At 71.6% G+C, this 21,972-nt stretch carries 18 protein-coding genes and 1 pseudogene; 14 read left to right on the top strand and 5 right to left on the bottom strand.

The features are described 5' to 3' along the window. Positions 1–322: 322 nt before the first annotated feature. Positions 323–1,954 carry an ABC-F family ATP-binding cassette domain-containing protein gene (locus K1J60_RS05520; RefSeq protein WP_220645173.1) on the bottom strand — a complete coding sequence of 544 codons (1,632 nt, stop codon included), beginning with the start codon at positions 1,952–1,954 and terminating at the stop codon, positions 323–325. A gap of 345 nt (positions 1,955–2,299) precedes the next feature. After that, entirely contained in the window at positions 2,300–2,716 is a 417-nt protein-coding gene (locus K1J60_RS05515) for a spore wall synthesis regulator SsgD (RefSeq protein WP_033529611.1), read from the bottom strand. 295 nt (positions 2,717–3,011) lie between these two features. Here K1J60_RS05515 and K1J60_RS05510 point away from each other — a divergent pair, with 295 nt between their 5' ends. The 4 genes from K1J60_RS05510 (at position 3,012) to mmpA (ending at position 5,889) form a co-directional block, all read left to right on the top strand. Then, the gene (locus K1J60_RS05510) at positions 3,012–4,058 is read left to right on the top strand and encodes a WD40/YVTN/BNR-like repeat-containing protein (RefSeq protein ID WP_220645172.1); all 1,047 of its coding nucleotides are present in this window, start codon (positions 3,012–3,014) and stop codon (positions 4,056–4,058) included. 98 nt (positions 4,059–4,156) lie between these two features. After that, the gene (locus K1J60_RS05505; protein WP_033529609.1) at positions 4,157–4,483 is read left to right on the top strand and encodes a plasmid stabilization protein; all 327 of its coding nucleotides are present in this window, start codon (positions 4,157–4,159) and stop codon (positions 4,481–4,483) included. A 46-nt stretch (positions 4,484–4,529) separates the two neighbouring features. Next, positions 4,530–5,219, top strand: a complete 690-nt coding sequence (locus K1J60_RS05500) for an endonuclease V (RefSeq protein ID WP_220645171.1) — start codon at positions 4,530–4,532, stop codon at positions 5,217–5,219. Between the two features lie 523 nt (positions 5,220–5,742). Continuing rightward, positions 5,743–5,889: a morphogenic membrane protein MmpA gene (gene mmpA, locus K1J60_RS05495; protein ID WP_215457977.1), complete on the top strand. Its 147-nt coding sequence runs from the start codon at positions 5,743–5,745 to the stop codon at positions 5,887–5,889. 21 nt (positions 5,890–5,910) lie between these two features. On the opposite strand, the gene K1J60_RS05490 is transcribed toward mmpA, so the two are convergent. Further along, on the bottom strand, positions 5,911–7,092 hold the full coding sequence (locus K1J60_RS05490) for a saccharopine dehydrogenase family protein (RefSeq protein ID WP_220645170.1): 1,182 nt from the start codon (positions 7,090–7,092) through the stop codon (positions 5,911–5,913). Between the two features lie 103 nt (positions 7,093–7,195). Here K1J60_RS05490 and K1J60_RS05485 point away from each other — a divergent pair, with 103 nt between their 5' ends. The 5 genes from K1J60_RS05485 to K1J60_RS05465 all read left to right on the top strand — a co-directional run bounded on the left by K1J60_RS05485 (position 7,196) and on the right by K1J60_RS05465 (position 13,344). Continuing rightward, positions 7,196–7,576, top strand: coding sequence for an MmcQ/YjbR family DNA-binding protein (locus K1J60_RS05485; protein WP_220645169.1), 381 nt, complete (start codon positions 7,196–7,198; stop codon positions 7,574–7,576). Between the two features lie 156 nt (positions 7,577–7,732). After that, positions 7,733–8,899: a CaiB/BaiF CoA transferase family protein gene (locus K1J60_RS05480; protein WP_220645168.1), complete on the top strand. Its 1,167-nt coding sequence runs from the start codon at positions 7,733–7,735 to the stop codon at positions 8,897–8,899. Between the two features lie 47 nt (positions 8,900–8,946). After that, positions 8,947–10,161, top strand: a complete 1,215-nt coding sequence (locus K1J60_RS05475) for an acetyl-CoA C-acetyltransferase (RefSeq protein WP_220645167.1) — start codon at positions 8,947–8,949, stop codon at positions 10,159–10,161. A gap of 40 nt (positions 10,162–10,201) precedes the next feature. Further along, positions 10,202–12,376, top strand: a complete 2,175-nt coding sequence (locus K1J60_RS05470) for a 3-hydroxyacyl-CoA dehydrogenase NAD-binding domain-containing protein (RefSeq protein WP_220645166.1) — start codon at positions 10,202–10,204, stop codon at positions 12,374–12,376. 161 nt (positions 12,377–12,537) lie between these two features. Continuing rightward, a complete protein-coding gene (locus K1J60_RS05465) occupies positions 12,538–13,344 on the top strand; it encodes a DUF5995 family protein (RefSeq protein WP_259407566.1) in 807 nt (268 codons plus the stop codon). 10 nt (positions 13,345–13,354) lie between these two features. Here the strand turns inward: K1J60_RS05465 and K1J60_RS05460 are convergent, their stop codons facing one another. Next, positions 13,355–14,122, bottom strand: coding sequence for a MerR family transcriptional regulator (locus K1J60_RS05460; RefSeq protein ID WP_220645165.1), 768 nt, complete (start codon positions 14,120–14,122; stop codon positions 13,355–13,357). An 81-nt stretch (positions 14,123–14,203) separates the two neighbouring features. On the opposite strand from K1J60_RS05460, the pseudogene K1J60_RS05455 reads away from it, so the two are divergent. The 5 genes and pseudogenes from K1J60_RS05455 to K1J60_RS05435 all read left to right on the top strand — a co-directional run bounded on the left by K1J60_RS05455 (position 14,204) and on the right by K1J60_RS05435 (position 20,787). Beyond that, positions 14,204–14,682, top strand: a pseudogene (locus K1J60_RS05455) (macro domain-containing protein). 51 nt (positions 14,683–14,733) lie between these two features. Continuing rightward, positions 14,734–15,255, top strand: a complete 522-nt coding sequence (locus K1J60_RS05450; RefSeq protein ID WP_220645164.1) for a F0F1 ATP synthase subunit B family protein — start codon at positions 14,734–14,736, stop codon at positions 15,253–15,255. A gap of 478 nt (positions 15,256–15,733) precedes the next feature. Then, positions 15,734–17,698, top strand: a complete 1,965-nt coding sequence (locus K1J60_RS05445; RefSeq protein ID WP_220645163.1) for a Xaa-Pro dipeptidyl-peptidase — start codon at positions 15,734–15,736, stop codon at positions 17,696–17,698. Then, positions 17,695–18,978, top strand: coding sequence for a M14 family metallopeptidase (locus K1J60_RS05440; RefSeq protein ID WP_220645162.1), 1,284 nt, complete (start codon positions 17,695–17,697; stop codon positions 18,976–18,978). The genes K1J60_RS05445 and K1J60_RS05440 overlap by 4 nt, the downstream gene beginning before the upstream one ends. A gap of 84 nt (positions 18,979–19,062) precedes the next feature. Then, on the top strand, positions 19,063–20,787 hold the full coding sequence (locus K1J60_RS05435; protein ID WP_220645161.1) for a BCCT family transporter: 1,725 nt from the start codon (positions 19,063–19,065) through the stop codon (positions 20,785–20,787). A 187-nt stretch (positions 20,788–20,974) separates the two neighbouring features. Here the strand turns inward: K1J60_RS05435 and K1J60_RS05430 are convergent, their stop codons facing one another. Continuing rightward, positions 20,975–21,925 (bottom strand): FAD-dependent oxidoreductase, encoded by a 951-nt coding sequence (locus K1J60_RS05430; protein WP_259407565.1) that lies wholly within the window; start codon positions 21,923–21,925, stop codon positions 20,975–20,977. Positions 21,926–21,972: the final 47 nt, after the last annotated feature.

The raw sequence follows: 21,972 nt of genomic DNA, 5'->3' as shown, positions 1-21,972 counted from the left end.
TCCGATCCTGGGAGGCCAGTTCCCTGTGCGATCTGGCCAGGTGGGTACGGCCAGTGGCGACGGGGAGGCCCCGAACCATCCCTCTGGTGGACCGGGGGCCCCGTATGCTGGCGCCGTATCCGGCGTCCCAGATCGCGCGATCACGTTAACCCGGACGGCCCAGGGCGTCGCAAGCCCGGAAGCCGACCATCACACGATCGAGTTAAGCGGCCTTATGTGCCCTCCTCGCGAGCAATTGCCAACCCCGCGGGCAGGCTGTGGCCCTCCTGAGATAATCGGCGGTAGCCGAGCGGTCGGTCGCCGCCACCGCCGGCCGCCCGCCTCAGCCCGCCGTCCCGATCTCCTCCGGCGTGGTCGCCCGCAGCTCTCCCTCCTCCATCAGCAGCCACCGGGTGATCCCGATCGACTCCAGGAACGGCAGGTCGTGGCTGGCCACGATCAGGGCGCCCTCGTACCCCTCCAGCGCGGTCGTCAGCTGTCGCACGCTCGCCATGTCCAGGTTGTTCGTCGGCTCGTCCAGCATCAGCAGCTGCGGGGCGGGCTCGGCGAGCATCAGGGCGGCGAGGGCGGCCCGGAAGCGCTCCCCGCCCGAGAGCGTGGCCGCCTGCTGGTCGGCACGGGCGCCACGGAACAGGAAGCGGGCCAGGCGCGCCCGGATCCGGTTGTTGGTGGCGTCCGGCGCGAACCGGGCCACGTTCTCGGCGACCGTCAGCTCGTCGTCGAGGACGTCGAGCCGCTGCGGCAGGAACCGCATCGGCACGTGCGCCTTCGTCTCGCCGCTCACCGGCTCCAGCTCGCCCGCGATCGTCCGCAGCAGCGTGGTCTTGCCCGAGCCGTTGCGGCCGACCAGGGCGATCCGCTCCGGGCCGCGCAGGTCGAGGCCGCCCTTCACCCGGGCGCCGTACTTCAGTTCCAGGTCCAGCAGGGTGAGGACGCCACGGCCCGGCGGCACGGCCGTGTACGGCAGCTCGACGCGGATCTCGTCCTCGTCCCGTACGGCCTCCACCGCCTCGTCCAGACGTTCCTTCGCCCCGGCGAGCCGCTCCTCGTGCAGGATGCGGTGTTTGCCCGCGGACTCCTGGGCGGCCCGCTTGCGTGCGCCCGCGACGATCTTCGGTACCCGCTTCTGGTCCTGCATCTTCTGCCCGAACCGTTTGCGCCGGGCCAACTTGACCTGTGCGTCGACGAGTTCGCGCTTCTGCTTCTTCAGATCGGACTCGGCGACCCGGACCATCCGCTCGGCCGCCTCCTGTTCGGTGGCGAGCGCCTCCTCGTACGCGGTGAAGTTGCCGCCGTACCAGGTGACCTCGCCGGCGTGCAGATCGGCGATCTGGTCGACCAGGTCCAGGAGTTCGCGGTCGTGGCTGACCACGACCATCACCCCGGACCACGCCTCGACCGCGTCGTACAGCCGGCGCCGCGCGTACAGGTCGAGGTTGTTGGTCGGCTCGTCCAGGAGGAGGACGTCCGGGCGGCGCAGCAGCAGTGCGGCCAGCCGCAGCAGCACCGACTCGCCGCCGGAGACCTCACCGATGGTGCGGTCCAGGTCGACGTGGCCCAGCCCGAGTTGGCCGAGGGTCGCCAGTGCGCGCTCCTCGACGTCCCAGTCGTCGCCGACCGTCGCGAAGTGCTCCTCGGCCACGTCACCCGCCTCGATGGCGTGCAGCGCGGCGCGGGCGGTGGCGATGCCGAGCGCCTCGTCGACCTTGAGGCCGGTGTCGAGCGTGACGTTCTGCGGGAGGTAGCCGACCTCGCCGGCCACCCGGACGGTGCCGTCGGACGGGGTGAGTTCACCGGCCATCAGCTTCAACAGGGTCGATTTCCCCGACCCGTTGACGCCGACCAGCCCGGTCCGACCGGGGCCGAAGGCGATCTGCAGATCGTCGAAGACGGGGGTGCCGTCGGGCCAGGCGAAGGACAGGGAGGCGCAGGTGAGGGAAAGGGGAGTAGACATGAGGAACCTCGCGGGTGCGGGAAGCGGCCAGGGGCGACGCGTTCGAAACACCGCGAGGGCGACATACGACGAGGGCAAGAGAAAAGCCCGCTGCCGAAGGGACGGCTCGTACGCCGAGGTCGCACGCAACGCACACAGGGACGCCGGGATGCGGCGGGGTGTGTGACGCGGTGTCTCAGGACCTCAGACGAGCAACGTCCTTCTCCAATCGACGGCAACAGGACCGTGGAACAACGTACGGAGGGGCCGGAAGGGTGTCAACGCGATTAACGGCCCGACCGGCTTCCGGGCCGGCACCCGGACCGGCCGCCCCCGGCGGAGCGGGGCGGCGCCTGGGGTGTGGCCTCAGCAGGCGTCGCGCATCAGTTCCGCCAGGTCGTGGTCCAGGTCGACCTGGTGGTGTTCCAGCCCGAGCGGCACCAGATCCATCGAACGCTCCAGGAAGCGGCGTACCTCATCGGCGTGGACGTGCACCACGGCCGTGCCCTCGGGGGCGTGGAACTCCAGGACCAGCCGGTCGTAGCCGTACGGGCGGACCCGTACGTCGCCGAAGCCGACCGAGTCCTCCATGCCGGTGACGAGCAGCTCGCGGGCGAAGGTCCAGCAGACCTCGACGCCCTCCAGCGTGGCCGGGGCGGGGAAGGTCATACGGACGGCGAAGGGATCGCGACGGTCGTAGTGGAGCGTTGCGGGAATGCTCGGCATCCGCGGCGCGGCGGCGACGAGACGGGCCTCGACGGGCTGCTCGATGACGATGGACAACGCCTTGCTCCCTTGTGACGGGTGGACGGATTCCGGTTGACTGAGGCCGGGCAATTGCAAAGACGCCGGATCGAGCCGATCCGTGCACATGAGGGTCGAGTGACCTCTGTCACCGGGCCCAATCACTGTGGTGATCGATTTCTCATCCCGTGTTCCGGGACATGGGAGAGGACACCGCACGCCGCCCGGTGGTTCCCGGCCGAGGCCATCTGGACGCCACCTCGTCGCTGCACTAGCTTCGCCCGCCATGAGGGGCTTGGGGCAGTCGAGGCGGATGAGTCGGACGAGTCGGACGATGACGACGGGCCTGGCCGCGGTGGCACTCGCCGCCGCCCTGGCAGTGCCCGCACAGGCGCGGGGGGACGCCCGTCCACCGCACTGGGAACTGAAGGAGACCGGCACTGACGTGCGCTTTCGCGGTCTGGCCGCGGTCAGCCGGAACCACGCGTGGCTGGCGGGTTCCGCCGGCACCGTGCTCCGCACCGGCGACGGGGGCAGGACCTGGCGCAACGTCTCACCGCCCGGCGCACAGGATCTGCAGTTCCGGGACATCGAGGCATTCGACGCACGCAGGGCGGTCGTCCTGGCCATCGGCGAGGGCGAGGCCTCCCGCGTGTACCGCACGGACGACGGCGGTGCGACGTGGACCGAGTCCTTCCGCAACACCGATCCGCGCGCCTTCTACGACTGCCTCACCTTCTTCGACCCCCGCCATGGGCTCGCCATGAGCGACCCGGTGGACGGGAGATTCCGCATCCTGGCCACCGAGGACGGCGGCCGCTCCTGGAAGGTCCTGCCGAACGAGGGCATGCCCCCGGCCCTGGAGGGTGAGGCGGGCTTCGCGGCGAGCGGGCAGTGCCTGGTCCGTTCGGGGCCGCGCGACGTCTGGCTGGCGACCGGAGGGGCGGCACGCGCGCGCGTGCTGCACTCCGCCGACCGGGGGCTCACCTGGACGGTCGCCGACACGCCCGTGCCGGCCGGCGATCCGGCCCGGGGCGTCTTCGCGCTGGCCTTCCGCGACCGGAAGCACGGCATCGCCGTCGGCGGCGACTACCGCGCCGACCAGCCGTCCCCGCGGGCCGCGGCCACCACGGGCGACGCGGGCCGCGCCTGGACGACGGCCGCGCAGCCGCCGCCCGCCTACCGGTCGGGCGTCGCCTGGCTCCCGCACAGCCGGACGACCGCTCTCGCCGTCGGCCCCACCGGCACCGATCTGACCACCGACGGCGGCCGCACCTGGCGCACGGTCGACACCGGGTCGTACGACACGGTCGACTGCACCCCGGACCGGGGCTGCTGGGCGGCGGGGGAGCGGGGGCGGGTGGCCCGGCTGGAGAAGTGACCCGCGCGGGGGCGTTCCGGCAGGTGGGCGCGTACGGGGTTGGTCCGGCCGGGAGGGGTACTTGTGGCGTGTTCGAGTCACGAAAGGAGTGATCGGTCATGCCACGCGGTTCGAGCCCGAAGAGGGAACGCCAGTACGAGCACATCAAGGAGAGCGCCGAGGACCGCGGTGAGAGCGAGTCCCGCGCCAAGGAGATAGCCGCCCGGACCGTGAACAAGGAGCGCGCCCGCTCCGGCGAGTCGAAGACCGCGAGCCGCAGCTCGACCCAGGACATGTCGTCGAGCAAGCGCGGCGGGCAACGTTCGCACAAGGGATCCGAGGGGCCCACGTACGACCAGCTCTACGCCGAGGCCAAGCGACGGAACATCCAGGGCCGTTCGGACATGAACAAGAGCCAGCTCAAGCGCGCCCTCGGCGACAAGTAGCCCGGGGCCGCGCGTCCGCGCGGGGATGCGTACGCTCGTCGACACCATGACGACCGTACGCATCCCCGCGGGCTGGCCCGCCACCGAAGAACAAGCCCTGGCCGTGCAGGACGAGTTGCGGGGCAGGGTCGTCCTCGACGAGGGCGGACCGCCGCCGGGCACCGGACGGGTCACCGGCGTCGACGTGGCGTACGACGACGAGCGGGACGTGGTCGTGGCGGCGGCCGTGGTGCTGGACGCGGCCACCCTCGACGTGGTCGCCGAGGCCACGGCGACCGGGCAGGTCTCCTTCCCCTACGTCCCCGGTCTGCTCGCCTTCCGCGAGATCCCGACGGTGCTGGCCGCGCTCGACGCGCTGCCGTGCGACCCCGGTCTCGTCGTCTGTGACGGCTACGGCCTCGCTCATCCGCGCCGCTTCGGCCTCGCCGCGCACCTCGGCGTCCTCACCGGCCTGCCCACGATCGGCGTCGCCAAGAACCCCTTCACCTTCACCTACGACGCCCCGGGCGCCGTACGCGGCAGCGCGTCCCCGCTCCTCGCGGGCACCGAGGAGGTCGGCCGCGCCCTGCGCACCCGTGACGGCGTCAAGCCGGTCTTCGTCTCCGTCGGCCACCGCGTCGGCCTCGACAACGCCTGCGCCCACACCCTCGCCCTCACCCCGTCCTACCGCCTCCCGGAAACGACGCGCCGAGCCGACTCCCTCTGCCGCCGGGCCCTGCGGACCACGACCGCCTGACTCCGGCCGGGCGGCGGCGTCGGACCGCGCGGTCGGCGGACGGAGCAGGCCTGCCCTCGCCGCCGCCGGGGAGTGCGCCGACGGCGGCACCCGAAACCCCGGGGGCGGTGCCCCGACGGTCTGTTCGGGTTGCTGCCGACGGTCGTCTTCCGCTCGCTGCTCGTCCGTCGCCGCCGCGCTCGGCACGATCACCCGGGTTCTCCGGCACGGCCGACTCGGTGCGCGGCCCGGCCGGAGGGAGGCGCATCTGCCCGTCATGACCTTCGCGTGCGCCTGATCGTCGCGGCCGTGACGGCTCCGCTGGGACGCCGGGGCCGGTGGCTGCCCGGCCCCCCGGCCCACCGGCGCGCCGACCTCCTAGTCACACCGGGGCGCCCCGCCGTAAGAGGCCGTCGGGGCACCAGTCGGGCGCACGCGCGGACCGGGAACCTGAGGACCGGGAACCTGAGGACCGGGTACCTGAGTACGAACTGAGTACCTGTACGGATGCCGGTGCGTCGCCATGATCGGCAGGCTGTGCCGTATGACGACGCACCGAGCCCCGAAGCCCGCCGCCAGCCCCACCCAGTCCGTCGAGCGTGCCGTGACGACCGGCCTGCTCCTCGCCGTGCTCGCGGGACTGGCCTGGATCGCCGGGATGGTCTACACGCTGACCGGGTGGGCGCAGTAGGCCGGTCGGCCCCTCACCGGGTCACCGGGTCGCCGCCACCCGGAACGTGATCCCCGCCGCGCGCAGCCGCTCGATCAGCGCGTCGCCCATCGCGACCGCCGTCGTGACCTGTCCCGCCGTGGCGGGGAGGTCGTCGAAGGCCAGGCACAGGGCGGACTCGGCGAACATCTTCGCCGTCTCGCCGTAGCCGGGGTCACCGCCCGCGACCTCCGTGAAGACCCGGCGTCCGCCGCCCTCGCCGACGAAACGCACCGAGAACCAGCTCTTCGCCCGCTTCTCCGCACTCGGGCCCTCACCCGGCTTGAGCCGGTCGCCCAACCAGCGCCGTACGGGCGGCACCTGGGCGGCGGCGACGAGCGCGCCGACGAACGCGACGCCGCCCACGGCGAAGGGGAGCGTCCTGACGGCCGCGTAGTGGCGGTAGCGGAAGTCCGGACCGTAGCGCCGCAGGGCGCGCGCCGAGCGCTGCACCACCTGCGCGTCGATGGTCGGCAGTGGCAGCGCCCACGCCCCGACCTCCTTGGCGAACCGGGGCGCGCTCACCGGCGCGTACGCCCGGCGGCCCACGAGGCGCGGTTCGTGCCGCTTGCGGTCCTGCGCGGCGGCCATCGTCTGCCGGCCGCGGGAGAACCCGGTGAGCGCGGAGTTGAACGTGCCGCCCGAGAACATGCCCTCGGCGCGCACGAAACCGTCCACGGTGATCGGCACGTCCTCCGGGAGCTGCCGCACCGTGAAGTACACGCCCAGGTCGTGCGGTATCGAGTCGAAGCCGGCCGCGTGCACGATGCGGGCGCCGGTCTCACGCGCGCGTGCGTCGTGCCGCACGTACGTGAGATCGACGAACTCGGGTTCACCGGTGAGATCCAGATAGTCGGTGCCCTCGTCCGCGCAGGCGGCCACCAACTCCTCGCCGTGGGTGATGTACGGCCCGACGGTCGTGGCCACCACGCGGGCCTGGCGGGCGAGTTCGCGCACGGCGTCCGGATCGGACCCGTCCGCCCGGAGCACACCGATCCCCGCTCCTCCGGGCAGCCGCTCACGCAGCGCGGCGAGCTTCTCCGCGTTGCGCCCCGCGATCGCCCAGCTCAGCCCCTCGGGCGCGTTCTCGGCGAGATACCGCGCGGTGAGCTCCCCGACGAACCCCGTGGCCCCGTAGAGCACGATGTCGTACGCCCGCTCGGCCCTGCCCTGCCCCTTGCTCATGGAACCCCTCAGCACTCGCCCACGGCCCGCCCACGCGCCGTTGTCGGTGGCTGAGGCTAGCGTGAGGGACGAGCAGTCGAGTGCGCGGGATCCGGAGGTGGCCGTGACCGTACCGAAGAACGCCCTGAAAAAATGGGAGAAGGTGCGCGAGTTCGCCCTCGGGATGCCCGGCGCGGCCGAGGAGTTCCCGTGGGGCGAGAGCGTCGCGAAGGTCAACAAGAAGGTGTTCGTGTTCCTCGGGACCGATGACGGCGGCTATCCGCTGGGCGTCACCGTCAAGCTCAGGGACGAGGAGACGCATGCCCACGCCCTGACCTGTCCGGGCGCCGAACCCGCGGGGTACGGCCTGGGCAGGTCCGGCTGGGTGCGTGTCCCGCTGGAGGAGCAGGGTGCCCCGGGCGCGGAGCTGCTGTGCGACTGGGTGGAGGAGAGCTACCGCGTGATCGCCCCGAAGCGGCTGATAGCGGAGCTGGACGCCCGCTGAGGTCGCCGCGCCTCAGGTCCGGCCAGGCCGGGCTGACACCTGTCGCGACTCCGGGCACAATGACTAAGCGTTTGCTCATTCGGGGCTTGTGCGGAGTGGAACACGTTCTTAGCATCGCTGGTGTTACATCGTTTGTGTCACAGAGCTGGGGGCTCGATGTCAGTGGCGAAGACGCCCGGGCACGGTCCGCTCGCCGGTGTGCGCGTGGTCGAACTCGCGGGCATCGGCCCGGGACCGTTCGCCGCCATGCTCCTCGGTGATCTCGGTGCCGACGTCGTCCGCGTCGACCGGCCGGGCGGCGCGGGCCTCGCGGTGAACCCGCAGTACGACGTCACCAACCGCAACAAGCGGTCGGTGATCGTCGACCTGAAGTCCCCGGACGGCCCGGACGCCGTCCTCGGCCTGGCCGAACGCGCCGACATCCTGATCGAGGGCTACCGGCCGGGCGTCGCCGAACGCCTCGGCGTCGGCCCCGAGACCTGCCACGCCCGCAACCCGAGACTGGTCTACGGCCGGATGACCGGCTGGGGCCAGCAGGGCCCGCTCGCCCAGCGCGCCGGCCACGACATCGCGTACATCGCCCTGACCGGCACCCTCGGCATGACCGGAGCACCGGGCACCCCGCCCGTCGCTCCCGCCAACCTCCTCGGCGACTACGCGGGCGGCTCCCTCTATCTCGTCGTCGGCGTCCTCGCCGCCCTCCACCACGCCCGCGCCACCGGCGACGGGCAGGTCGTGGACGCGGCCATCGTCGACGGCACCTCGCACCTGTCCGCGATGATCCACGGCATGCTCGCCGCCGGCGGCTGGCAGGACCGCCGCGCCGCCAACCTCCTCGACGGCGGCTGCCCCTTCTACGGCACCTACGAGACCGCCGACGGCCGGTACGTCGCCGTGGGCGCCCTTGAACAGCAGTTCTACGAGGAGTTCGTGGACCTCCTGGGCATCGGGGACCGGGCCCCGGCCCGCAAGGACACAGCCGCCTGGGGTGACCTGCGCGAGGCGGTCGCGGCCCGCTTCAAGACCCGTACGAGGGACGAGTGGACGGCCGTCTTCGAGGGCTCCGACGCCTGTGTGGCCCCCGTCCTGTCGCTCCGCGAGGCCCCGCACCACGCGCATCTCGCGGCCCGGGGCACCTTCACCGACTTCGGCGGCATCACCCAGCCCGCCCCCGCGCCCCGCTTCTCCGCCACCCACACCTCGGTCCGCACCGGACCCGCCCAGCCGGGCGCCGACACGGCGGACGTCGCCCACGACTGGGGCATAGCGGGCCTCCTGCCCGACAGGCGGGCCGTGGACGGCCCCGCGAAGGACACCGACTGACACCGGCCCCCGGGCCGCACCCTCCCGCCACTGGAAAGGCCAGACTCGTGAGCACCGAAGCGTACTTGTACGACGCGATCCGCACCCCGCGCGGCCGCGGCAAGGCGAACGGCTCCCTGCACGGCACCAAGCCGATCGACCTCGTCGTGGGACTGATCCACGAGGTCCAGGGCCGCTTCCCAGGCCTCGACCCGGCCGCCGTCGACGACATCGTGCTCGGTGTCGTGGGTCCGGTCGGCGACCAGGGCTCCGACATCGCCCGGACCGCCGCGATCGCCGCCGGACTGCCCGACACCGTGGCCGGCGTCCAGGAGAACCGCTTCTGTGCCTCGGGCCTGGAGGCCGTCAACCTGGCCGCCGCGAAGATCCGTTCGGGCTGGGAGGACCTGGTGCTGGCCGGCGGCGTCGAATCGATGTCCCGGGTGCCGATGGCGTCGGACGGCGGCGCCTGGTTCAACGACCCGATGACCAATCTGGCGGTCAACTTCGTGCCGCAGGGCATCGGCGCCGACCTCATCGCCACGATCGAGGGATTCTCCCGGCGCGACGTGGACGAGTACGCGGCACTGTCCCAGGAGCGGGCGGCGGCCGCCTGGAAGGACGGCCGGTTCGACCGCTCCGTCGTCCCCGTCAAGGACCGCGCCGGACTCGTCGTCCTCGACCACGACGAGTACCTGCGGCCCGGCACCACCGCCGACTCGCTCGCCAAGCTGAAGCCGTCCTTCGCGGACATCGGCGAACTGGGCGGCTTCGACGCCGTGGCGCTGCAGGAGTACCACTGGGTCGAGGAGATCGACCACGTCCACCACGCGGGCAACTCCTCCGGCATCGTGGACGGCGCGGCCCTCGTCGCCATCGGCACCAGGGAGGTCGGCGAGCGCTACGGCCTGCGCCCGCGCGCCCGGATCGTCTCCGCCGCCGTCTCCGGCTCCGAGCCCACCATCATGCTCACCGGCCCCGCGCCCGCGACCCGCAAGGCCCTTGCCCGGGCCGGGCTGACCATCGACGACATCGACCTCGTCGAGATCAACGAGGCGTTCGCCGCCGTCGTGCTCCGCTTCGTCAAGGACATGGGCCTCTCGCTCGACAAGGTCAACGTCAACGGCGGCGCGATCGCGCTCGGCCACCCGCTCGGCGCGACGGGGGCGATGATCCTCGGCACGCTGGTCGACGAACTGGAGCGCCAGGACAAGCGGTACGGGCTGGCCACGCTCTGCGTGGGCGGCGGCATGGGCATCGCGACGATCGTCGAACGTGTCTGAAACCCGGCGGAACCAAGAGACTTCTACGGAGAGCCCCGCTATGACCGAGAGCACCACCATCCGCTGGGAACAGGACCGCACGGGCCTCGTCACCCTCGTCCTCGACGACCCCGACCAGTCCGCGAACACCATGAACCAGGCGTTCCGCGACTCCCTCGCGGTGATCACCGACCGCCTGGAGGCCGAGAAGGACACCGTCCGCGGCGTCATCATCACCTCCGCCAAGAAGACCTTCTTCGCCGGCGGCGACCTCCGCGACCTCATCAAGGTCACCCCCGACACCGCACAGCAGTTGTTCGACGGCGGCCTGGAGATCAAGCGCAACCTGCGCCGCATCGAGACCCTCGGCAAGCCGGTCGTCGCGGCGATCAACGGCGCCGCCCTCGGCGGTGGTTACGAGCTGGCCCTCGCCTGCCACCACCGCGTCGCCCTGGACGCCCCCGGCTCCAAGATCGGCTGCCCCGAGGTCACCCTCGGCCTGCTTCCCGGAGGCGGCGGCGTCGTCCGCACCGTCCGGCTGCTGGGCATCACCGACGCCCTGCTGAAGGTGCTGCTCCAGGGCACCCAGTACTCCCCGCGGCGCGCCCTGGAGAACGGTCTGATCCATGACGTGGCCGCCACCCAGGACGAGTTGATGGACAAGGCCCGCGCGTTCATCGATGCCAACCCCGAGTCGCAGCAGCCGTGGGACAGGCCCGGCTACCGCATCCCCGGCGGCACCCCCGCCCACCCGAAGTTCGCGGCGAACCTGCCCGCCTTCCCCGCCACCCTGCGCAAGCAGACGAACGGCGCGCCCTACCCGGCGCCGCGCAGAGTCCTCGCCGCCGCCGTCGAGGGCGCCCAGGTCGACTTCGAGACCGCCCAGGTCATCGAGGCCCGCTACTTCGTGGAGCTGGCCGCCGGGCAGACCTCCAAGAACATGATCCAGGCCTTCTTCTTCGACCTCCAGGCCGTCAACTCCGGCGCGAACCGCCCCCAGGGCATCGCGCCCCGCCAGGTCCGCAGGGTCGCCGTCCTCGGCGCCGGGATGATGGGCGCGGGCATCGCGTACTCCTGCGCCCGCGCGGGCATCGAGGTCGTCCTGAAGGACGTGACGCCCGAAGCGGCCGCGAAGGGCAAGGGGTACTCGGAGAAGCTCTGCGCCAAGGCGGTCGCCAAGGGCCGCACCACCCAGGAGAAGGCCGACGCCCTCCTCGCCCTGATCACCCCCACCGCCGACCCGGCCGACCTCGCGGGCTGCGACGCCGTCATCGAGGCCGTGTTCGAGAACACCGAGCTCAAGCACAAGGTGTTCCAGGAGATCGAGGGGGTCGTGGCACCGGACGCCCTGCTCTGCTCCAACACCTCCACCCTCCCCATCACCGAGCTGGCCGAGGGCGTCGTCCGCCGGTCCGACTTCATCGGCCTGCACTTCTTCTCGCCCGTCGACAAGATGCCCCTCGTCGAGATCATCAAGGGCGAGCAGACCGGCGACGAGGCCCTGGCCCGCGCCTTCGACCTGGTCCGGCAGATCAAGAAGACCCCGATCGTCGTCAACGACTCGCGCGGCTTCTTCACCTCCCGGGTCATCGGCCACTTCATCGACGAGGGTGTCGCGATGGTCGGCGAGGGCATCGAGCCCGCGTCCGTCGAACAGGCGGCGGCCCAGGCGGGCTACCCGGCCAAGGTCCTCTCCCTCATGGACGAGCTGACCCTCACCCTGCCCCGCAAGATCCGCGCGGAGTCCCGGCGGGCCGTGGAGGAGGCGGGCGGCACCTGGACCGTGCATCCGGCCGAGGCCGTGATCGACCGCATGGTCGACGAGTTCGGCCGTCCCGGCCGCAGCGGTGGTGCCGGGTTCTACGACTACGGGCCCGACGGCCGCCGCGCCAAGCTCTGGCCCGGACTGCGCGAGCACTTCACGAAGCCGGGGTACCGGATCCCGTTCCGGGACATGCAGGAGCGGATGCTCTTCGCGGAGGCGCTGGACACCGTGCGGCTGCTGGAGGAGGGCGTCCTCACATCCGTCGCCGACGCCAACATCGGGTCCATCTTCGGGATCGGGTTCCCCGGGTGGACCGGTGGGGTGCTGCAGTACATCAACGGCTACGAGGGCGGGCTCCCGGGGTTCGTCGCGCGAGCGCGGGAGCTGGCCGGGCGTTACGGGGAGCGGTTCGAGCCGCCGGCGCTGTTGACGGAGAAGGCGGAGAAGGGGGAGCGGTTCGGGGACGCGTGAGGTTGGGGGGTGGCTGGGGTGTTCTTCCCGCCCCCGCCGCCCCTACCCTTCCCATCCCCAGGGGCTGCGCCCCTTCGGCCCCGCTTCGGGCGTGTGGTCGGCCGCGGGCCCGTGGGGCTTCTCGCGCAGTTCCCCGCGCCCCTGGCGGGGGCGCGGTCTTCATGAGGGTGCACGCCGAACTGCACGGTTGCGGGAGGGAGTTGGGCATGGTGGTGGCCGGGAACATCGACGAGGTCGTGGACGGGCTCGCCCAGGTGGTGCGGGAGGCGCGCCGGGGTGGTGACCGGGTGGGGTACTTCGCCGCGCTGTACCGACAGGTGACCGTCGAGGTCCGTACGGCCATTCACCAGGGGCTGTTCGACGACGGCGCGCGGATGGACCGCTTCGACACCCTCTTCGGCAACCGCTACTTCGAGGCGTACGACGCCTGGCGCCGTGACCGGAGCGGGCCGCGCTGCTGGCGCGAGACGTTCGGCCTGCTCGACGACCCCGACACCGTCATCGTCCAGCACCTGCTCCTCGGCGTGAACGCGCACATCAACCTGGACCTGGCCGTCGCCGCCGCCCGGACCAGCCCGGGCGAGGACATCCACGCGCTGCGACGCGACTTCCTGCTGATCAACGACATCCTCGGGCGGGTGGTGCTGGCTGTGCAGGACTCGCTCGGCGCGCTGTCGCCGCTGATGTCGCTGCTGGACCAGGTCGGAGCCCGCACCGACGAGCGGATCCTCGACTTCAGCGTGCGGCGGTCGAGAGAGGAGGCCTGGTTCAACGCCGTGCTGCTCGCGGGCCAGAGCGAGGAGGAACGCGCGGCCACCATCGAGCGGCTCGACATCCGGGCCGCCGTCCTCGCACGGTTGATCGCCCGCCCCGGCGGCCTCGTCCGGCCGGCCCTGCAGCTGATTCGCGGCACCGAGAGCGACGACGTGCCCGCCGTCATCACCCACCTGGACCGGGCCGTGCGGTGACCCCCGCGGTTCAGGACTCCGCCGCCCACTGGCTCAGCTCGTCCTTCAACGACCGCTGAAAGGTCGTCAACAAGGCCTGTACGACCAGTGGTTGCATATGTGCCGACAGCGACTTCACGGCCTGCGGATCGCGTTCCGCCACCGCGTCGCGGAAGAGCCGCGACAACTCTCGGGCCGCCGCGCGCGAGTGCTCGATCAGTACGGTCCGCGCGGCGCGGATGGACTCCTCCGACAGGGGTACGCCGAGCAGCTCCACGCCCAGCCGCAGCAGCCCCGGGTCCACGCGGAGACCGTCACCGTGCCGTTCCACCACGCCCATCGCCACGAGCCGTTCGATGTCCTCCTCGTTCAGGGACCGCCCCGCCCGCCGGTCGAGCTCCTCCCGCGTGACCGTCGCCACCGCGTCCGGCGCCCAGGAGGCCACCACCGCGCGCTGGAGCGCGAGGTCGCGCGGGGTGAGGTCCGGAGGCAGCCGACGCAGGTACCCCTCGATGGCCGCCAGGGTCATGCCCTGCCGCTGCAGCTCCTCGATCAGCGCGAGCCGGGCGAGATGGTCCCGACCGTAGTGCCCGACCCGGCGGGGCCCGATCTCCGGCGGCGGCAACAGGCCCCGGGTGCCGTAGAAGCGGACCGTACGCACCGTGACCCCCGCCCGCGCGGCCAGCTCGTCGACGGTGAGAACGATCTCCTCGGAGCCGGAGCCGGAGCCGGAGCCGGAGCCGGAGCCGGAGCCGGAGCCGGAGCCGGAGCCGGAGCTCTCCCCGATGTCGGTCGTCATGCACAGCAGTATCGCTGTCCCACCAGTGCTGTGACACCTCGGACGACACCGACTGTCAGTACCGACCCGTACGGTGGCGCCATGTCGGGGATCACGTACATCCGGGGCGACGCGACCCAGCCGATGGGCAAGGGGTCAAGGTCATCGCCCACGTCAGCAACGACCTGGGCGGCTGGGGCAAGGGCTTCGTCGTCGCCCTGTCCCGCCGCTGGCCGGAGCCCGAGGCCGCCTACCGGGCCTGGCACCGCGACCGGGCGACCAACGACTTCGGACTCGGTGCCGCCCAGTTCGTCCAGGTCGGCCGCTACACCTGGGTCGCCAACCTGATAGGCCAGCGCGGCATCCGCACCGGCAGCAAGGGGGTGCCCGTTCGCTACGAGGCCATCGACACGGCCCTCGGCCTGCTCGCCGACAAGGCACTGGAGCTGGACGCCTCGGTCCACATGCCCCGCATCGGCTGCGGACTCGCGGGCGGCAAGTGGTCCCGGGTCGAGCCCCTGATCACCGATCGACTGATCCGGCGCGGGATATCGGTGACGGTGTACGACCACGGGGACTGATCCGGGGCCGGAGCACGGTACCGCACGCGTGGGAACGGGTAGGGCACCGGTATGGATCTTCTCCCGATGGACATCGGCCCGTTGAACCCCGTCGTCGGGGAACTCGTCGTCGCGGCAGTGCTGTTCGCGCTCGTGTTCCTCTTCTTCGTACGGTTCGTGCCCCGGATCCAGCGCGTCCTGGACGAACGGGAGGCCGCGACGAAGGGGACCGAGGCTGAGGCCGAAGCCCTGCGGGAGCAGGCCCGGACCAAGCGGACCCAGGCGGCGGCGGCCCTGGCCGAAGCCCGGCACGAGGCCGCCCGCATCCGTCAGCGCGCAGTCGAGGAGGGCGCGGCCCTGATCGCCGAGGCCCGCGCCGACGGCCGACGCGAGTACACCACCCTGCTCGCCGAGGGGCATGCACGCCTTGCCGCGGACCGCGCCACAGCCGAGGCCGAACTCCGCGTCCACGTAGCGGAACTGGCCTCGGATCTGGCCGCCAGGATCATCGGAGAACCGATCGACGCGGGGAACTGCGGGAGAATCCACGACGAACCCGCGGCCACGACCCGGCCGCACCCCCCGAGCTCCTAGTGCCTGCGCTCGGGGCCCCACCGTGAACGGAGTTCGTCGCCGCGATCTTCGTCCACGAATGCGGCCTTATGAGTAATCCCGGCCGCAGCCACCCCCACCTCATCGGCCGCCGTAGCCCCCGGCTTCACCGGCTGGTACAGCCATGTGTCGAACAAGCCCTCCAGGGACCGACCGGCAACGCCCTCGGCGTACGCGACGAAGTCGCCCACCGTCGCGTTCCCGTTGCGCGTACTTCGCCGGCCACCCCTTCAGGATCTCGAGGAACGCCTCGTCCCGCCGCCGACGCGAAGCTGTTCGGAGCCCATTGAGTCCCTGTGAGCCCGGACGTGTCCATGAACCGCTCCCGTCACACGATCGCCATTCGGCCCTCACGAGCGATCCGGCCCCACGCTCCTTTCCGGCCACACCATGGCCGAAGTCCCGCGAGTCCCCCAAAGTCCCTCTGTCGCACGGGAGTTGACCGCAGTACCGTCCGCGCATGCCGATACCTGTGCGACGCACACGCTTCACGACCTGGAGATCGCTCGCGACGGCGGCCTCGGCCGCCGCCCTCACGGCCACGTTCCTCACCCCGGCGGCCGCCGGCACACCGACGTCCCGGACGAGTGAGCCGATCTACTCGTACGACGACGCCGTCCGCGAATCCGTCTGGGTGGACACCGGGCTCGACGGTGACCGCGACGGGAAGCCGGACCGGGTCGCCGTCGACATCGTCCGCCCGAGTGAACCCGCCCGGCAGGGCCGCGAGATTCCCGTGATCATGGACGCCAGCCCGTACTACTCCTGCTGTGGACGCGGCAACGAGGGGCAGCGCAAGACGTACGACGCGAACGGGAACGTCGTCCAGATGCCGCTGTTCTACGACAACTACTTCGTGCCGCGCGGCTACGCGTTCGTCGCCGTCGACCTCGCGGGAACGAACCGCTCCGACGGCTGTGTGGACGTCGGCGGCCGCTCCGACATCCAGTCGGCCAAAGCTGTCGTCGACTGGCTCAACGGCCGGGGCCGGGCCTACACCACCCGCACGGGCACCACGAAGGCCCGGGCCGGCTGGACCAACGGCAGGACCGGCATGATCGGCAAGAGCTACGACGGCACGATCGCCAACGGAGTGGCCGCCACCGGAGTCGAGGGACTGGAGACCATCGTCCCGATCGGCGCGATCTCCTCCTGGTACGACTACTACTTCGCCAAGGGCGCCCCCCTCTACAACTCGGGCCCCGAATGGCTGTCCGACTACGTCGAGAGTCCCGACGCCCGCGCCAAGTGCGGCCACGTCCAGCGCGAACTCGTCGACGGCGCCCCACGCACCGGGGATTGGACCCCGCTGTGGACGGAACGCGACTACGTCAAGGACGTCCGGAAGATCGACGCCAGCGTCTTCGTCATCCACGGGCAGCAGGACCTCAACGTCCGCCCCAAGCACTTCGGCCAGTGGTGGGACGCCCTCGCGAAGCACGGCGTCGAGCGCAAGATCTGGCTCTCCGAGGTCGGCCACGTCGACCCCTTCGACTTCCGCCGCGCCGCCTGGGTCGACACGCTGCACCGCTGGTTCGACCACGAACTCCTCGGCTACGACAACGGCATCGACGACGAGCCGATGGCCGACATCGAACGCCACCCGGACCGGTGGGAGACGTCCACGGTCTGGCCGCCGCGCGCCACCAGGGCCACGACCCTCCGTCCGGCCGAGGGCGGTGAGCCCGGCGTCGGCACCCTCGGACTGCGCAAACGGTCCGGCACCGAGACCTTCACCGACGATCCCGCGCTGAACGAGACCGACTGGGCCGCCCACATCGACAGGTCCACCCCGGAGAAGGCGGGCTTCGTCACCGCGCCCCTCGGCACGGACCTGCGTCTGTCCGGCTCCTCCAAGGTGACCGTCACCGCCACGCCCACCACCTCCACCGCGCATCTCTCGGCGGTCCTCGTGGACCTCGGCCCGGACATCATCCGCGACTACGCGACCACCGGCGAGGGCATCACCACCCTCGCCGAGCGCACCTGCTGGGGCCCGAGCACCACCGGTGACAGTTCCTGCTACCGGGAGACGAAGGCCAAGACCGCGGACGTCGACTACACGATCTTCAGCCGCGGCTGGGCCGACCTCGGCAACCACTCCTCCGCCACGGGAGCCCCGCTCACCCCCGGCACCCCGTACACGATCACCCTCGACCTGCACGCGAGCGATCACGTCGTCCCGGCGGGGCACCGCCTCGCGCTGATCATCGCGGGCACCGACGAGGACCTCATCGACCCGCCGTCGAGCACGCCCACCCTGACCATCGACCTCAAACGCACCTCCGCGCAGGTCCCGCTGGTCGGCGGCGGCGCGGCCTTCGCGAAGGCCACCGCGGGCGCCGACGCCCGCCCGGAGTCCTCGGTCCTCGACGGCGTCGGCGACCCGAGCCGGGCCGCCCGCGTCCCGGGCGGTGGAGCATGAGGGCCCGGATCGCGGCACTGATGATCGCCACGGCGCTCGCGGTGCCCCTGCTGTCCACGCCCGCGCAGGCGACGGACACCCCCCGCACCACCCCGCCGCGCACGGGATTCGAGCGATCGGGCGGCGCACGCTGGACCAGCCAGCCCGAGGAGCAGGCGTTCCTGGCCGCCGTCGACCGGGCGAGCGACCGCGTGTCGACGACCCGGATCGGCACGACCGAGCAGGGCCGCCCGCTCCAGCTCGTCCGTATCGGCACCCGCCCCACCTCGCGCACGGTCCTGCTCATCTGCAGTCAGCACGGCGACGAGCCCTCCGGCCGGGACGCCTGCCTCACCACCGTTCGCGACCTCGCCTTCGCCAGGGACGAGCGGACCGAACGGCTGCTGAGAACCACCAGCGTGCTCGTCGTCCCCACCGCCAACCCGGACGGCCGGGCCGCCGACACCCGCGGCAACGGCGACGGCGTCGACATCAACCGCGACCACCTCGCCCTGCGGACGGCCGAGGCGCGGGCACTCGCCGCGGTCCTGCGCGACCGCACACCCGACATCGTCTACGACCTGCACGAATACGGTGCCACCCCGCAGTACTACGACAAGGACCTCTTCGACCTCTGGCCGCGCAACCTCAACACCGACCCGGCCGTCCACGACGAGGCACGCAAGCTGTCCCTCGACCACGTACGTCCGGCCGCCGGCGCCGCCGGCCACTCGACCGGCACCTACGGCATCTGGACCGATCCGGTCACCGGTGATCCGATCCGCCAGGTCGCCGGTGACGGCCAGGAACGCATCCTGCGCAACATGTCCGGAATCAAGCACTCGGTCGGGCTGCTGATCGAGAGCCGGGTGCAACCCCTGACGGCCGACACCCCGGAACCGGCCAACAACCTGCGCCGGGTGAACTCCCAACTCGCCGCACTGAAAGGCCTGTTCGGCTTCGTCGTCGAACGCGGCCGACAGGTCGACCGGGTGACCGGCGCGGCCCGTCTCGCCGGCCTCCGTGACACCGGCCCGGTCTATGTCGGCGGCGCCGACAACGACCCCGCCGAACCCGCGGAGGTGATCCAGGACCCGCCCTGCGGCTACCGGCTCAGCGCACAGCAGTACGAGGAGGTCGCGGACGAGCTGGCGCTGCACGGTGTCCGTGTGAGGCCGGAAAGCGACGGTGACGGCGTCGTCGTACCGCTGCGCCAGCACCTGCGCGCGCTGGTCCCGCTGCTGCTCGACGAGCGGGCGCCGTACCGCCTGACACAGGGGGTGCCCGACACCGCCTGTTGAACGAGAAAGCATCGAGGTCACATGTGGTACGGGTTCCTGGGCAGGAGAAGGTCAGTTCCGGCCACTCGCTGAAAGGTTCCACCTGTGACGCACGATCATCGCACCACCCACCACGGGGGAGGCGCGCTTCCGGGTTCGGAGGCGGGTCTCCCCGGCGGCGGGCGGCCCCGGACGGACCGCGTCGTCTTCGGTGTGACGGCGGCGCTCACCCTGGCCTTCGTGCTCTGGGGCGCCATCTGGACCGACGCACTCGAAACCGTCTCCGGCAAGATGTTGAACGGCCTGATCCACAACGGTGGCTGGGCGTTCATGCTGGCCGCCTCCTGCTTCGTCGTCTTCGCCCTGTGGCTCGCGGTCAGCCGCTACGGCCGTATCCACCTCGGCGTCGAGGGCGAGAAACCCGAGTTCCGCACGGTCTCCTGGGTCGCCATGATGTTCAGCGCCGGCATGGGCATCGGTCTGATGTTCTATGGCGTCAGTGAGCCCCTCGCCCACTACACGGCGCCCCCGCCGGGCACCAGCCCCACGGGCTCCGGGGAACGCATGGAAACGGCGATGGCGACCACGCTCTTCCACTGGACGCTGCACCCCTGGGCGATCTACGCGGTGGTCGGACTGGGCATCGCCTACAGCACCTTCCGCAAGCAGCGCCGCCAGACCATCAGTGCCGTCTTCACCCCGCTGATCGGCGAGAAGCACGCGGGCGGCGCCGCAGGCCGGGCCATCGACATCCTGGCGATCATCGCCACGATCTTCGGTTCGGCGGCCTCCCTGGGCCTCGGCGCCCTCCAGATCGGCTCCGGGTTCCGGGAACTGGACTGGATGAACAAGGTGAGCACGGGGCTCCTCGTCGCCATCATCGCCGTCCTGACCCTGGCCTTCGTCGCCTCCGCCGTCTCCGGAGTGGAGAAGGGCATCCAGTGGCTGTCCAACACCAACATGGTGCTGGCCCTGGTGCTCGCGATCTTCGTCTTCGTCGCCGGCCCCACCATCCTGATCCTCGACCTCCTGCCCACCTCGGTCTTCTCCTACCTCGGCGACCTGCCGCAGCTCGCGGGCCGCACCGAGGCGTCCGGCGGCGAGGGCGTCGCCGACTGGCTCGGCAGCTGGACCGTCTTCTACTGGGCGTGGTGGATCTCCTGGACGCCCTTCGTCGGCATGTTCATCGCCCGCATCAGCCGCGGCCGCACCATCCGCCAGTTCGTCGGCGGCGTCATCCTCGTACCCAGCACGGTCAGCCTCGTCTGGTTCGCGGTCTTCGGCGGCGCGGCGATGAAGCTCCAGGAGCAGGGCCGGCTCGGTGAGAAGGCCACACCGGAGGGCCAGCTCTTCGCCGTCCTGCACGAGTTCCCCGCCGCCACGGTCTCCAGCCTGCTCGTGATGATCCTCGTCGGTATCTTCTTCGTCTCCGGCGCCGACGCCGCGTCCATCGTCATGGGCACGCTCTCCCAGCGCGGCGCGCTCGAACCCGGCCGCTTCGTCGTCGTCTTCTGGGGCGTCGTCACCGGGGCCGTCGCCGCGATCATGCTCCTCGTCGGCAGCGGCCAGGGCGACGCCCTGACCGGCCTGCAGAACCTCACGATCCTGGCCGCCGCGCCGTTCGTCCTGGTCATGATCGGCATGTGTGTCGCGATGATGCGCGACCTGCGCCGGGACCCCGTGATGGTCCGCGAGGAGATGGCCTCCGAGGCGGTCGAACTCGCCGTCATCGAGGGCCACAAGCGCTATGACGGCGAGTTCGAGATCCGGGTCGGCCCGGGCCAGGGCACGGAGATCGAGGGGGACCCGATCGGTCATCGCGCGGAGTGAGAACAGTCGCGGGGAACGGCCGCCGGGGCCCGGGGATCGGACGTCCGCAGGCCCGCCACGGCCGGTCGCGCCGTTCCCCGCGTCTGTGGCGGGTCACCCGACGGCGAGTTGTGGGCGCCGTTCCCCGCGTCTGTGGCGGGTCACCCGACGGCGAGTTGTGGGCGCCGTTCCCCGCGTCCGTGGCAGGTCAACCGGCGGCGAGCCGCGCGGCCTCCCTCGCACATCCCCACGCCACCGTGACCCCGGCCCCGCCGTGCCCGTAGTTGTGCACCGACACCCGCCCGTCCGGCCGGAGTTGGCGTTCCAGACGGACCGCCGGGCGCGAGGGCCGCAGCCCGACCCGGTGCTCGATGATCCGGGCCCCCGCGATCTCGGGCCGAACCGCCGCGCACCGCCGCACGATCTCCTCGGCGATCACCGGGTCCGGTGTCAGGGACCAGGCGTCCTCCTCCGCCGTACCGCCGAGGATCAGCCCGCACGGCTGCGGCATGAAGTACGTGCTCTCGGCGCCGGAGTGGTCCACCGAGGTGAGCCAGGTGGTGACCCCGGGGTTCTCCACGACGACCAACTGCCCCCGCACCGGCCGCACGGAGGGATCCGGCACCAGCTCGCGGGCGCCCAGCCCCGTGCAGTTGACGACCACCGGCGCGTCGACCGCGGCGAGGTCGGTCACCGTACGCTCCTCCACCGCGCCGCCCGCCTCCACGAACCGCTCGCGCAGCCACCGCAGATGGACCGGCATGTCGATCAGCGGCAGCTGCGCCCACAGCCCGACACCCGGGTACTCCTCGGCCGTCGCCACGCGCAGCCCGGCCACGCGTGCGGCCCACGCGCCGAGCCCGTCCAGCGACGTCTCGCCATGTACGCCCTCGACCATGCGTACGCCTGTCTCGTCCGGCCGGGCCGCCAACGACTCGTACACGGCGAGGGTGTCGAGCGCCCAGGCGCCGACCAACTCCTCCGGCTCGATCCGGTAGGGCCACCACAGTCCACCCGCGACGCCGGACGTCGCGCGCTCCCCGGGCTCCCGCGCCCACACCCGAACCCGTCTTCCGCTCTCCGCCAGAACGACGGCGGTCGTGAGACCGACGACTCCGCCACCGACCACGATCACATCACTGTTCGATTCACTGGTCACCCAGGGACGTTAACGGAATATGTCATGCCGTGCTCACAAGTCTGCCT

Source organism: Streptomyces akebiae (genome assembly GCF_019599145.1).
In the GTDB taxonomy this organism is placed as follows: domain Bacteria; phylum Actinomycetota; class Actinomycetes; order Streptomycetales; family Streptomycetaceae; genus Streptomyces; species Streptomyces akebiae.
Note: the sequence above shows the minus strand (reverse complement) of the source record. Positions and strands in the feature narration are given on the sequence as shown.

Excerpts from the sequence above, each read along its gene's own strand:
- K1J60_RS05520 (WP_220645173.1), bottom strand. The coding sequence starts at position 1,954 with ATGTCTACTCCCCTTTCCCTCACCTGCGCCTCCCTGTCCTTCGCCTGG.
- K1J60_RS05510 (WP_220645172.1), top strand. The coding sequence starts at position 3,012 with ATGACGACGGGCCTGGCCGCGGTGGCACTCGCCGCCGCCCTGGCAGTG.
- K1J60_RS05505 (WP_033529609.1), top strand. The coding sequence starts at position 4,157 with ATGCCACGCGGTTCGAGCCCGAAGAGGGAACGCCAGTACGAGCACATC.
- K1J60_RS05500 (WP_220645171.1), top strand. The coding sequence starts at position 4,530 with ATGACGACCGTACGCATCCCCGCGGGCTGGCCCGCCACCGAAGAACAA.
- mmpA (WP_215457977.1), top strand. The coding sequence starts at position 5,743 with ATGACGACGCACCGAGCCCCGAAGCCCGCCGCCAGCCCCACCCAGTCC.
- K1J60_RS05490 (WP_220645170.1), bottom strand. The coding sequence starts at position 7,092 with ATGAGCAAGGGGCAGGGCAGGGCCGAGCGGGCGTACGACATCGTGCTC.
- K1J60_RS05480 (WP_220645168.1), top strand. The coding sequence starts at position 7,733 with ATGTCAGTGGCGAAGACGCCCGGGCACGGTCCGCTCGCCGGTGTGCGC.
- K1J60_RS05470 (WP_220645166.1), top strand. The coding sequence starts at position 10,202 with ATGACCGAGAGCACCACCATCCGCTGGGAACAGGACCGCACGGGCCTC.
- K1J60_RS05465 (WP_259407566.1), top strand. The coding sequence starts at position 12,538 with ATGAGGGTGCACGCCGAACTGCACGGTTGCGGGAGGGAGTTGGGCATG.
- K1J60_RS05460 (WP_220645165.1), bottom strand. The coding sequence starts at position 14,122 with ATGACGACCGACATCGGGGAGAGCTCCGGCTCCGGCTCCGGCTCCGGC.
- K1J60_RS05450 (WP_220645164.1), top strand. The coding sequence starts at position 14,734 with ATGGATCTTCTCCCGATGGACATCGGCCCGTTGAACCCCGTCGTCGGG.
- K1J60_RS05445 (WP_220645163.1), top strand. The coding sequence starts at position 15,734 with ATGCCGATACCTGTGCGACGCACACGCTTCACGACCTGGAGATCGCTC.
- K1J60_RS05440 (WP_220645162.1), top strand. The coding sequence starts at position 17,695 with ATGAGGGCCCGGATCGCGGCACTGATGATCGCCACGGCGCTCGCGGTG.